Here is a 12,982-nt window from a genome sequence, read left to right as displayed (position 1 = left end):
AGAACTGAAAATTTAGATAAAAATCATTTTTAAAGTTTAAAATCATGAATTTCATTAATCACAACATAAAATTATTAGCATTTGCAGCATTAGGTTCAGGAATGTTAGCCTGCGCACAAACCAAAACTGTGGCTGCAAAAACTTCCACAGAAACTTCAAAGCCAGGAAAAATCGTTCCTGTCAACCTGAAATGGTCAGAAAGAATGATGCTTTCCGAAATGCACCGTTTTCCGGAGGCGTGGATGCTGGATTTCAGCAAAAGCCCGAAATGGACCTATCCGTCAGCAATTGTTCTGGATGGCGCCGAAAAATTATATGCGAAAACCGGTAAAAAAGAATACTACAATTATATCAGTGATTTTGGTGAAAAATTAGTCAAAGAAGACGGCAGTATTTTAACCTATGAACTAGACAAATACAATATTGATCTCCTGAACAGTGGAAATGTTCTTCTTTATCTGTATGAAAAAGAAAAAAAAGACAAATATCTGAAGGCACTGAAAACGCTTCGTACCCAGATTGAAGGACAGCCAAGAACATCGGAAGGTTCTTTCTGGCACAAAAAAATATACCCAAACCAGGTATGGCTTGATGGTCTTTATATGGGAATGCCGTTCTACACGCATTACACTTACGATTTTGTAAAAGGAACAGAGGCAATGAAAGCCTACGACGATATTCTTTTACAGTTTGATTCGGTACAAAAGCATCTTTTGGATAAAAACACAGGATTGCTGTATCATGCATGGGATGAAAGTAAAAAAGAAGCCTGGGCAAACAAAGAAACAGGACTTTCTCCAAATTTCTGGGGAAGATCAATGGGTTGGTACGGAATGGCCATGGTAGATGTGCTGGATTTCTTACCGAAAGACCATCCGGGAAGAGCAAGATTAATTTCTTACATAAAATCTTATGCAGATGCAGTCATTAAAGTTCAGGACAAGAAAAGCGGACTTTGGTATCAGGTTTTGGATAAACCATTGGAAAATGGAAATTATGAAGAAGCAACAGCATCGGCGATGTTTGTTTATACCATCATTAAATCTGTGAACAACGGTTATCTTCCAAAATACTATAAAGCTTACGCTAAAAAAGGCTATGACGGAATTATCAAAAATTTAATTACAGTTGATGAAAATGGTGTTGTCAATCTAAATAAATGCTGCGCAGTTGCAGGTTTAGGCGGAAAACCATACAGAGACGGTTCTTACAAATATTATGTAAATGAAGAAATTCGTTCCAATGATGCTAAAGGAACAGGACCTTTCATTCTGGCAAGTCTGGAATTTGAAAAATAATTGATGAGTATTGATTGTCATTCTGAATATAGCGCAGCGATATGAAGAATCCTTCTTAAACGGATTTCTCCTATCGTCGAAATGACAAACAGCAAAAACATCCAACCTTTGCTGAGTAGAACGCCTTTGCGACCGAAAAATATGCAGTAAGCAATTAAAAAAAACTTTGCGCTCATTACGTTAAAATTTAAACCAGACTAAAAATCTGATTTATGAAAACAAAAAATATTTTAAATATACTTTCAATAACTGTTTTCTCCATTGCATCAAGCTATTTGAATGCACAGGAAAAAAACTATGTTTCCGAAGTATGGACTGCCGATCAGGGAAAAAATTACAGAAACCCGATCTTGTATGCAGATTATTCTGATCCCGATGCCATTCGTGTAGGTGAAGATTATTATATGACCGCTTCCAGCTTCAATGAAACTCCGGGATTACCGATTCTTCACTCAAAAGATATGGTCAACTGGAAATTGGTGAATTATGCGATTCAGGATATTTTGCCTAGAGCACATTTTTCGGTTCCAAGGAGAGGAGATGCAGTTTGGGCACCGTCAATTCGTTTCCATAAAGGAGAATTTTACATTTATTGGGGCGATCCCGATTATGGAATTTATATGGTAAAAACCAAAGATCCACTTGGAAAATGGGAAGAACCTGTTCTGGTGATGGAAGGAAAAGGCTTAATTGATTCCTGTCCTTTCTGGGATGAAGACGGAAATGCTTATTTAATTCATGGTTGGGCGGGAAGCCGCGCCGGAGTGAAAAGTATTCTGACCCTGAATAAAATGAATCCTGAAGGAACAAAAGTCTTAGATAAAGGAGTTCATGTTTTCGATGGTCACGATTCCCATCCAACGGTTGAAGGTCCGAAAATATATAAAAGAAATGGTTACTACTACATTTTTGCTCCGGCAGGTGGTGTGGCAACAGGTTGGCAATTGGTATTAAGGTCAAAAAATATTTACGGTCCTTACGAAGAAAAAGTAGTATTGGAACAGGGTTCTACAAAGATCAACGGACCTCATCAGGGAGCATGGGTAGATACGCCTTCGGGTGAAGATTGGTTTTATCACTTTCAGGATGTGGATGCAGGAGGAAGAATTGTTCACTTACAGCCAATGAAGTGGGAAAAAGACTGGCCAGTCATAGGAATTGATAACAATAAAAACGGAATTGGGGAACCGGTTTTAACATATAAAAAACCAAACGTAGGACAAACTTATTCGATCGTTACTCCGCCTGAAACGGATGAATTTGATGGAGATAAATTAGGATTACAATGGCAATGGAGTGCCAACGAAAACATCGTGTGGTCTTCGAAACTTCCCGGACAGAAATTTTTAAGATTATTCTCAATGAAAGTTCCTGAAGGTGAAAAAAACCTTTGGAACGTACCGAATTTATTAACACAAAAATTCCCGGCTCCGAATTTTGCAGCTTCAACAAAAGTGAAATTAACACCCGAAGATGCCAAAGAAGGAAAAACTGCCGGACTTTTGGTGATGGGACTGGATCATCAATCGATCGTGATCACCAATAAGCCGGACGGCTTTTATCTTCAATTAAGAAGAGCTGAAAAAGCCGATAAAGGAGGGGAAGAAAAAATATTATTTGAAACCAAATTAAAAACAAACGAAGTTTATTTAAAAGTAAATGTAAACGAACCGAATGGCCTATGCCAGTTCAGCTATAGTGAAAACGGAAAAAACTTTACAAAAGCAGGCGAAGTTTTCCAAGCTAAGCCGGGAAAATGGATTGGAGCTAAAGTCGGTTTATACAGCATCAGCATAGAAAAAGCACCTCGAGGCGGATATGCAGATTTTGACTGGTTTAGAATTACTAAAAATTAGGATTGGTTGGTTAATCGCAAAGACACAAAGCTTTTACTTTTTATACTGTTTCAAGACGCAAGAAAATCAAAGATTTTTAGCAAATTTTGAACTGTAAAATTTTATCGAAGATGAAATCCTTGCGTCTTAAAGCATAAAGTTATAAAATAAACTTTGCGTCTTTGCGATTAACCAACAATTAAATAAATAATGAACAAAAAAATAAAATGAAGAAGTCTCTTAAAGTGATCGGTTTAGTAGCGGCAATGATGTTTTCAGGGCAAATCTATGCCCAGAACCTTGATATTTATAAAAACATTGAGTTTAAAATGCCTCAGGTTGCAGAAACTTCATTTGCGGCGAACACGGTTTCCATCACACAATATGGTGGTGTTGCAGGCGGAAATGTAAAAAATACGGAAGCTTTCAAAAAAGCAATCGAAGATCTTAACAAAAAAGGCGGCGGAAAATTAGTTGTTCCCCGCGGAATGTGGTTAACAGGTCCTATCGAATTGAAAAGCAATATCAACTTTCATGTAGAAGAAGGCGCTTTCATTATTTTCAGTAAGGATAAAGCAGATTATCCATTAGTCGATGTAAGTTTTGAAGGGTTGAATACCATCCGTTGCCAATCCCCGATTTCTGCCAAAAATGCAATCAATATTGCCATCACAGGAAAAGGTGTGATCGACGGAAGTGGTGATGCATGGAGAGCTATCAAAAAAAGTAAGGTTTCAGAATCCGAATGGAAAAATATCGTAAAATCGGGTGGAATTTTATCTGCGGACGGAAAAAACTGGTATCCTTCAGAAAGCTATAAAAAAGGATTTGAAAGCAGTTCCAACTTCAATGTTCCTGATAAGATTTCCAAAGAAGAATTAGTTACGGTTAAAGATTTCCTTCGTCCGGTAATGGTAAGTTTAGTAGGTTGCGACAAGGTATTGTTAGACGGACCCACTTTCCAGAATTCTCCTGCCTGGAATCTTCACCCTTTAATGTGTTCAAATGTAATTTTAAGAAATCTTACCGTAAGAAACCCATGGTTTTCTCAAAACGGTGACGGTGTAGATTTAGAATCCTGTAAAAATGTTTTGATCTACGATAATACGTTTGACGTTGGTGACGATGCCATTTGTATTAAATCAGGGAAAGATCAGGACGGGAGAAAAAGAGGAATGCCTACTGAAAATGTCATCATCAAAAACAATGTAGTATATCACGGTCATGGAGGTTTCGTGATCGGAAGTGAAATGTCGGGAGGAGCGAGAAATATCCATGTTTCAGACTGTACTTTTATTGGGACAGATATTGGTCTTCGTTTCAAAACAACCCGCGGAAGAGGAGGAATTGTTGAAAATATTTATATCAAAAATATTGATATGATTAATATTCCGACTCAGGTAATCGGGTTTAATATGTTCTACGAAGGCGCATCTCCGGTGCTGGAGGACGGGCAGAAACAGGAAGGAAACAAAGCGCCTGAAAAAGTATATCCTGTAACGGAAGAAACGCCGGTTTTCAGAAACATTTACTTTAAAAACATCACTGCAGTAAATTCTGATGAGGCAATTACATTATTTGGTTTAGCCGAAATGAATCTTAAAAATATCGTAATCGAAGATTCTCAGTTTGATACCAGAAAAGCTTTGACAATCGTAGATGCTGACGGAATTCAGCTAAAAAATGTAAAACTGAAATATGCTGAAGGAGCGGGAGCTACCATTTACAACAGTAAAAACATCAATCTTTCAACAGTAAAATTTGAATCTGCCAATAAACCTGTTGTGAAAGTATTAGGAAACAAAACGGGAGCAGTATTGTTGCCGAAAGAAATAGCATCCGATAAAAATTTACTTTCTATTGGGACGGATGTAGCGAAAAATGCAATTAAATAGTTGGTTAATCGCAAAGACGCAAAGTTTTTTTGATTTAAATACTGTTTTAAGACGCAAGAAAATCAAAGATTTTCAGCAAAGTATTGAGTATTAAATTTTATCAAAGATAAAATCCTTGCGCCTTAAAATATAAAGACAGTAAATTGCTTTGCGTCTTTGCGAAAAACCAACAACAAAAAAATAAAAATCAGTATTAAAAAAATTCCATAAGCGAATGATTTTTAACAGAAAACATACTTATATTTCTATTTTTTTTGTGGGGACAATGGCATTCGGGCAGGTAAACCGCCCGAATGCTACTCCTTACACGAATGAAGGTACCTTTGAAAAATTCAGAAAAAAAATTTCTTTTACCACACCTATTGACCGCCCTATTCCACAGAATATCGAAATTGATAAAGATGTGGAATATGCCAATATCAACGGACTTTCTTTAAAAGCAGACGTATATTATCCTCTTGATTCCTCAAAAAAATATCCGGGAATTGCAATGGTTCATGGTGGTGGATGGATTTCAGGAAGTAAGGAAAATGAAAAATTTATGGCAATGGAACTGGCATCAAAAGGCTATGTGGTGATCGCAATCGGATATCGGTTGGCGGATGTTGCCAAATTTCCCGCCGGAGTTGAAGATATTGAAACAGGCATTCAATGGCTCAAGAAAAATCATAAAAAATATTCTTTAAACAAAAAGAAAATGGTCGTTTTGGGAGAATCTGCGGGAGCGCAAATTGCGACTTTGGTCGGTGTGAAATCCAAAAATAAAATTCAGGCAATTGTGAATGTTGATGGAATCGTCTCATTTATCCATCCGGAAGCTGAAGAAAGTACCTACGCTGCTTATTGGTTGGGAGGCGACAAAGATGTTAACTTAAAAAACTGGACCGAGGCCTCTCCATTAGAATTCGTGGATAAAAATACCCCTCCTACTCTTTTTATCAACAGTTCGCAACCCCGGTTTCATGCGGGAAGAGACGATATGATGAAAAAATTGAAGGCTTATCATATCCCGACTGAGTTTCATGAGATCAAAAATACTCCGCATTCATTCTGGTCGGCAGAACCCTGGTTTACAGAAACTTTGAATGTAACGGTTGATTTTTTAAATCGAATCTTGAAATAATATTATTAATGATTTTAAACGCAAAGTTTATTAGTAAATATGTTAAACTTTAAGGAGCAAAGAGGAATCAACAAGTTGATTTTATGAAGCAAACATTTTAACGACAGCTTCATAAGCGACATTGTCGCAAATCTTTGCTCCTTAAAATAACACCAAAACAAGAATAAATCTTTGCGTTAAAAAATAATTCAACCTATGAAAAAATTATTTTTAATATTTCTCATTTCGATGGCAAATTTTCTCTTTGCAGGAAATGAGCCATACATTAAAATTACCGTTGCCAAAGACGGAAGCGGAGACTTTACTTCTATTCAAAAAGCCATTAATTCTATAAGAGATTTAGGCCCGGCCGAAGCTTTAGTTTTAATAAAGTCCGGAACATATAATGAAAAAGTGATTATTCCTTCTTCAAAGCACAAAATCACATTAGAAGGCGAAAATAAAGATAACACGGTCATTACCAACAATGATTTTTCAGGAAAATTGGATTCGTTTAATGAAAAAATGACCACGTTCAATTCCTATACGCTTTTGGTGATGGGCGATGACATTAAAATCAGCAATCTCACCATTCAAAACTCTTCTTGTAATGAAGGACAAGCGGTTTCTCTTCATGTGGAAGGTGACCGTTTTATAATTAAAAACTCGAATATTTTAGGTTGCCAGGACACCATTTATTCCGCAACCAATCACAGCAGACAATATTTTGAAAACTGTTATATCGAAGGAACAACAGATTTTATTTTCGGACAGGCGACGGTTGTTTTTAAAAATTGTACCATTAAAAGCTTAGCCGACTCTTACATCACCGCAGCGGCAACGGAAGCCGACAGAAAATATGGTTTTGTCTTTTTTGACTGTAAATTAATTGCTAAAGATAGCATTACTAAAGTTTACTTGGGAAGACCATGGCGGCCTTATGCCCAAACAGTTTTCATCAACACCGAAATGGGAAAACACATTCTTCCCGAAGGCTGGAATCCGTGGAAAGGCGACAAAATGTTTCCTGATAAAGAAAAAACAGCCTATTACGCAGAATTTGGAAGTAAAGGAGAAGGCGGAAATATTTCAAAACGGGTGAGCTGGTCACATCAACTGACGAAAAAAGATTTAAAAAATTATACTATTGAAAAAATATTCAATGGCTGGAATCCAAATAAATAATGAAATGAATTATTGAGATGCTTCGACAGGCTCAGCATGACAACTCTAATACTAACTGCTTTAATTTAGCAGGGAATTTGTCGCAATGTCATGCTGAGCCTTCCGAAGCATCTTTCAGATTTAAATAAAAATAAATTGTAAAATGAAAAAAATACTTTTACTATTCAGCATAGCCGTTTCAACTTTAATTCTGGCTCAAAAAAAGCCGACTCTATTCCTCATCGGTGATTCCACCATGGCCAATAAAGAAAATCCTGACAAAAATCCGGAACATGGATGGGGACAGATTTTGCCGCAATTCATGACCTCTGGAATCGAAATTCAGAACCATGCGATGAACGGAAGAAGTTCAAAAAGCTTCAGAACCGAGGGAAGATGGGACAAGGTTGAAAAACAATTGAAAAAAGGAGATTTTGTAATTATTCAGTTTGGACATAATGACCAGAAAGTAAAAGATTCTACAAAATTTACCAATCCTTATACTCAATACAGAGCTAATCTGGAAAGATATGTAAATGAAGCTAGAGCAAAAGGAGCAACGCCAATCTTAATGACTTCCATCGTGAGAAGAGACTTCAATGAAAATGGGGTTTTAATTGATACTCATAAAGAATATCCTTTGATAGTAAGAATGGTAGCCAACGATCTGAAAGTTCCGTTTGTAGATATGCAGTTATTAACCGAACAGCTGGAGATTTCTTACGGTCCTGAAAATTCTAAAAAATTACATCTGCATTACAAAGAAGGAGAAGATCCGTATTATCCGAAAGGAAAAGATGATGATACCCATTTATCAACACTGGGCGCAGAATCTGTTGCTAAACTCGCTGTAAAAAATTTGAAGACTTTAAAGATTGGTTTGGAAAAGTATATTAAATAGCTTCCCACTGATTGCACAAATTTTCACAGATGACATCTTTAAGAATTTGAATCTGCATAATTTGCAAAATCTGCGGGACAAATAAACAGCAAGTTTGTCATTCTGACACAGCCTGAAGGGATGCGAACGAAGTTCAAAGAATCTATACAAATAAAGATGATTCAGATGGAGTTGAAAAAGATTCTTCACTGCACTTTCGTTTCGTTTAGAATGACAATACAAATGAATAACTTAGTTTTAAAATTCAAAAAACAGACAAAATGCATTTCAAAAAAGAACCGTTTTTCGAGGGCAACTGCGGGTGGGAAGATTTAGGAGAAGGAGTTTCGAGACAATTTGTAGGGTACAATTCTCAGGTGATGATGGTGATTGTAAAATTTGAAAAAGATGCCATTGGTGCTTTGCATCAACATTTTCATTCTCAGATTACGTATGTGGCTTCAGGAAAATTTGAAGTGACGGTGGATGGTGAAACAAAAGTCTTACAACAGGGTGACGGATTTTTTGCTCAGCCCAATATTTTTCATGGAGTAAAATGTCTGGAAGCCGGGCAATTGATTGATGCCTTTACCCCGTTCAGAGAAGATTTTCTTAAAGAATAATTTTAATAAAATCTGGAAAAAATACCTTCTAAAAAGTTAACGGTTATGAAAAAATTTACTTTCCTGCTCTTACTTTCTTTTTTCGTTCAGATATCCGCACAGGAAAAAATAATGGTTTGGCCAAAAGGTCAGATGTCTAATTCTAAAGGATTGCCTTTAAAAACGGAAGAAAAAGACGGAAGAATTATACAGATCAAAGAAACCGAGATGTTTGCTTTTCTGCCACCAAAAGAAGAAAGGAAACAGATGGCAGTCGTTGTTATTCCTGGAGGTGGATACTACAAACTGACTTATGATTTAGGAGGTTATCAAATTGCAAAATGGTTTAATACCCAGGGAATTTCAGCATTTGTTTTAAACTACAGATTACCCACTTCTCCCGATTTAAAGCAAAGAGAAATTGCTCCCTTACAGGATGTTCAGGCAGCCATCAAATTCCTTAGAAAAAATGCAGAACAATATGGAATTTCATCTGAGCAGATCGGTGTGATCGGAACTTCTGCAGGTGGTCATTTAGCAGCTTCAGTAAGCAATATTTCTACAGACTATACTGAATTAAAAGGCGACTGGACATCTATTCCCACTATTCCCAATTTTGCGATTCTGGTTTCTCCGGTGATTGATTTTGGAGAATATGCACATACAGGAAGCAGGAACAGTTTACTGGGTGAAAATGTTTCCCCCGAAAAAATCAAAGAATATTCTATGCAGAATCGCGTGACGGAAAAAACGCCACCTACGATTTTATTTCATGCCCAAAACGATAAAACCGTTCCTGTGATGAACAGCATCCTGTATTATCAAGAAATGATAAAAAACAAAGTAAAAGGAGCATTGTTTATTTTTCCTGAAGGTGAACATAAAATTGGAATTACCAATAAATCTGAATTGACGGACAACTGGAAAAAACTATGTTCAGACTGGCTGAAGACGATCAATAATAAGTAATGGACAATTAATAATTATATCTTGATTAATCGCAAAGGCGCAAAGAAGTTTACACGGTTCATATTTTAAAGACGCAAATATTTTATCTTCGATAAAATTTAACACTCAATATTTTGCTGAAAATCTTTGATTTTCTTGCGCCTTAAAAACGATATTTAAGATAAACAATCTTTGCGCCTTTGCGATTAGCCAACAAAAATACTTTAATTAACAAAATGCTGAAAATCATCCAACATAAAATATTCTTACTGGCTTTCGGAACGATTATTTCCGTTTCAGTACACGCACAGCAGAATTTAAAACTGATCTACAACAAACCTGCAGAAAACTGGAACGAAGCCTTGCCTATTGGAAACGGAAGATTAGGAGCTATGGTTTTCGGAGGAGCTTCAAAAGAACATCTTCAATTGAATGAAGAAACAATCTGGGCAGGAGAACCCGGAAATAATGTTCCGAAAAACACATTCGACAGCATACAGAAAATCAGAAAACTGTTAAATGAAAGTAAATTTCAGGAAGCTCAGAATGTGTCCAATAGAACCTATCCAAGGCAGGCTCCGAAAGATTTAAATTACGGAATGCCGTACCAGACGATGGGGGATCTTTTTTTAGATTTCAAAGATCATGAAAATTTTAAAAACTACAGCCGAACTTTAGATATTGAAAAAGCAGTAAGCACAGTTTCTTACGATGTAAACGGAGTGACTTTTAAGCGTGACATTTTCTCGTCTTTTGCCGATAATGTGATTATAATCAAGCTCTCTTCTAGTAAAAAAGGAAACTTAAACTTTTCCATCAACGCTTCCACTCCACACTTGCAAAAATCTATTTTCACAGAGAAAAATCAGCTGGTGATCAATGGAACAAGTTCATCGATGGCCAATAAAACTGGGAAAATTAATTTTAAGACAGTCGCTTTTCCGGTATTAAAAGGCGGAAAACTAACCTCATCAAAAGATAAACTGGAAATTTCCGGAGCGGATGAAGTGGTAATTTATATCTCTATTGCTACAAATTTCAAAAATTATAATGATCTTTCGGCAAATCCTGATGTAAGAGTTTCGGAATATTTACAATCTGCTTTAAATAAAAAATATGATGCAGAATTAAAGGCTCACATTGAAAAATACCAAAAATATTTTAAGCGTGTAAGCTTGGATCTGGGAACTACCGAACAGGCAAAAAAGACAACAGATATCAGAATTAAAGAATTTGGAACCTCAAGTGATCCTGATTTAGTAGCACTATACTTTCAGTTCGGACGTTATCTTTTGATTTCGTCATCACAGCCGGGAACTCAGCCCGCAAACCTTCAGGGAATCTGGAATTACCAACTTCATCCTGCTTGGGACAGTAAATATACCGTCAATATTAATACTGAGATGAATTACTGGCCTGCAGAAAACACCAACCTCAGCGAAATGCACGGGCCTTTATTTGATATGATCCAAGATCTGTCGGTAACCGGACAGGAATCTGCCAAAGAAATGTACCATGCAAGAGGCTGGAATACCCATCACAATACTGATTTATGGAGAATCACGGGAATCGTTGACGGCGGTTTCTACGGAATGTGGCCTATGGGCGGCGCATGGCTCACACAGCATATCTGGAATCATTATCAATACACCGGAGATAAAGAATTCCTGAAGAAAAATTATGCAGCTTTAAAAGGCTGTGCTTTATTTTACCTTGATGTTCTTCAGCAGGATCTCACAAAACAATACCTCGTTGTTTCTCCTTCCATGTCTCCCGAAAACACCTATATGAAAGATGTGGGGATTACAGCGGGAACAACAATGGACAATCAGTTGGTCTTTGATGTTTTTAATAATTTCATTAACGCTTCAAAAATTTTAAATGAAGAACAAAATCTTTCGGATAAGGTGAAATTGGCTTTAAACAAACTTCCGCCTATGCAGATCGGGCAATATGCCCAACTGCAGGAATGGCTAAAAGATATGGATAGAACAGATGACAAACACAGACATATTTCGCATTTGTACGGCCTTTTTCCTTCCGGACAAATTTCTCCTTTCAGAAACCCGGATCTGACGGAAGCTGCTAAAAACTCGATGACCTACAGAGGCGATAAATCTACGGGCTGGTCGATGGGCTGGAAAGTGAATTGGTGGGCCAGATTATTGGACGGAAACCGTGCTTTTAAATTAATTTCAGACCAACTGACACCCGCTCCTCTAGATAATAAAGGAGAATCAGGAGGAACCTACCCGAATCTTCTGGATGCACATCCTCCGTTCCAGATCGATGGAAATTTTGGCTGTACTTCAGGAATTGCAGAAATGTTGCTGCAAAGTTATGACGGTTATCTTTATATTTTACCTGCACTTCCTGATGCCTTACCAAACGGCTCGGTAAAAGGATTAAAAGCAAGAGGAGGTTTTGAAATTGATATCGACTGGAAAGATGCTCAACTGACCAAACTGGTTGTAAAATCTGCGTTGGGTGGTAATGCTAGAATCAGAATTGCAAAAGGAATTGCTTTAAAATCTAAAACGAACGTAAAGCCGGCAACAGGAGAAAACCCAAATGAATATTATCAGATTAATTCTATTAAAACTCCTCTGGTTTCCGAAAAAGCTCAGTTGAAAGGCTATCCTGTTCCCGAAACTCAGGTTTTTGATTTGAGTACAGAAAAAGGAGGAATCTATATTTTTGAAGGAAAATAATTTTTTACCTTCTTGTATTTTTTATACTCAAAGATTAATAGTTAACCTACAGATTATTCTAGAAAGCAAAGGCAAATAAATTTGCATCTCGAAGCTATTACGATCACTTCGCCAAATCAACCTATTGATTCTTAGCTCACTTCATTAAGCAGCAGCAAAATAAAAACTTTGCGTTAAAAAAAATTATTCTAGCTTTTAAAGTGTTTATATCTAAATTCAAAAAGTTTTTAGTTTCCAGCCTACTATTTTCTATTAAAGTTCCACATTGCTTGGGCTAACTTCAGAAATGATTTAAATACTATTTAGCACATAATAAAATGTAAATTTTCCATATAACTCAAAAATATACAGATTATTTTCTACAAATATTGGGTTATTCAGGGATTTCATTTACAAAAACCTAATTATTTAATTTTTTTGAATTAAAAACAAAATGCAACCGATTGAATTAATTAAATTAATAATATTATAATTATATAAATATTAATATATTAAAATATAAAACATTTAAATATTAATTATGTAATTTTAATTCGTAATCAAACAA

General features: G+C 36.3%; 9 protein-coding genes. All 9 read left to right on the top strand.

Translation table 11 applies throughout. The features are described from left to right. The first annotated feature begins 44 nt into the window (after positions 1-44). The 9 genes from P0Y62_16875 to P0Y62_16835 all read left to right on the top strand — a co-directional run bounded on the left by P0Y62_16875 (position 45) and on the right by P0Y62_16835 (position 12,435). Positions 45-1,298, top strand: coding sequence for a glycoside hydrolase family 88 protein (locus P0Y62_16875; GenBank protein WEK69496.1), 1,254 nt, complete (start codon positions 45-47; stop codon positions 1,296-1,298). A gap of 212 nt (positions 1,299-1,510) precedes the next feature. Then, a complete protein-coding gene (locus P0Y62_16870; protein ID WEK69495.1) occupies positions 1,511-3,154 on the top strand; it encodes a glycoside hydrolase 43 family protein in 1,644 nt (547 codons plus the stop codon). 206 nt (positions 3,155-3,360) lie between these two features. Continuing rightward, a complete protein-coding gene (locus P0Y62_16865; GenBank protein WEK69494.1) occupies positions 3,361-5,028 on the top strand; it encodes a glycoside hydrolase family 28 protein in 1,668 nt (555 codons plus the stop codon). A 214-nt stretch (positions 5,029-5,242) separates the two neighbouring features. Next, positions 5,243-6,151 carry an alpha/beta hydrolase gene (locus P0Y62_16860; protein ID WEK69493.1) on the top strand — a complete coding sequence of 303 codons (909 nt, stop codon included), beginning with the start codon at positions 5,243-5,245 and terminating at the stop codon, positions 6,149-6,151. A 195-nt stretch (positions 6,152-6,346) separates the two neighbouring features. Further along, positions 6,347-7,315: a pectinesterase family protein gene (locus P0Y62_16855; GenBank protein WEK69492.1), complete on the top strand. Its 969-nt coding sequence runs from the start codon at positions 6,347-6,349 to the stop codon at positions 7,313-7,315. A gap of 142 nt (positions 7,316-7,457) precedes the next feature. Next, positions 7,458-8,195 (top strand): rhamnogalacturonan acetylesterase, encoded by a 738-nt coding sequence (locus P0Y62_16850; GenBank protein WEK69491.1) that lies wholly within the window; start codon positions 7,458-7,460, stop codon positions 8,193-8,195. Positions 8,196-8,455: 260 nt separating this feature from the next. After that, a complete protein-coding gene (locus P0Y62_16845) occupies positions 8,456-8,797 on the top strand; it encodes a cupin domain-containing protein (GenBank protein WEK69490.1) in 342 nt (113 codons plus the stop codon). Positions 8,798-8,842: 45 nt separating this feature from the next. Beyond that, positions 8,843-9,745: an alpha/beta hydrolase gene (locus P0Y62_16840; protein WEK69489.1), complete on the top strand. Its 903-nt coding sequence runs from the start codon at positions 8,843-8,845 to the stop codon at positions 9,743-9,745. A 215-nt stretch (positions 9,746-9,960) separates the two neighbouring features. After that, positions 9,961-12,435: a glycoside hydrolase family 95 protein gene (locus tag P0Y62_16835; protein WEK69488.1), complete on the top strand. Its 2,475-nt coding sequence runs from the start codon at positions 9,961-9,963 to the stop codon at positions 12,433-12,435. The last annotated feature ends 547 nt before the right edge of the window (positions 12,436-12,982 follow it).

Source organism: Candidatus Chryseobacterium colombiense, assembly GCA_029203185.1.
Classification (GTDB): Bacteria; Bacteroidota; Bacteroidia; order Flavobacteriales; family Weeksellaceae; genus Chryseobacterium; species Chryseobacterium colombiense.
The sequence above is the reverse complement of the archived record's forward strand: the minus strand, read 5'-3'. Positions and strand labels throughout refer to the sequence as shown.

Bases quoted from the DNA above. Each gene is read 5' to 3' on its own strand.
- P0Y62_16835 (WEK69488.1), top strand. From the start codon at position 9,961: ATGCTGAAAATCATCCAACATAAAATATTCTTACTGGCTTTCGGAACG.
- P0Y62_16845 (WEK69490.1), top strand. From the start codon at position 8,456: ATGCATTTCAAAAAAGAACCGTTTTTCGAGGGCAACTGCGGGTGGGAA.
- P0Y62_16865 (WEK69494.1), top strand. From the start codon at position 3,361: ATGAAGAAGTCTCTTAAAGTGATCGGTTTAGTAGCGGCAATGATGTTT.
- P0Y62_16860 (WEK69493.1), top strand. From the start codon at position 5,243: ATGATTTTTAACAGAAAACATACTTATATTTCTATTTTTTTTGTGGGG.
- P0Y62_16855 (WEK69492.1), top strand. From the start codon at position 6,347: ATGAAAAAATTATTTTTAATATTTCTCATTTCGATGGCAAATTTTCTC.
- P0Y62_16870 (WEK69495.1), top strand. From the start codon at position 1,511: ATGAAAACAAAAAATATTTTAAATATACTTTCAATAACTGTTTTCTCC.
- P0Y62_16850 (WEK69491.1), top strand. From the start codon at position 7,458: ATGAAAAAAATACTTTTACTATTCAGCATAGCCGTTTCAACTTTAATT.
- P0Y62_16875 (WEK69496.1), top strand. From the start codon at position 45: ATGAATTTCATTAATCACAACATAAAATTATTAGCATTTGCAGCATTA.
- P0Y62_16840 (WEK69489.1), top strand. From the start codon at position 8,843: ATGAAAAAATTTACTTTCCTGCTCTTACTTTCTTTTTTCGTTCAGATA.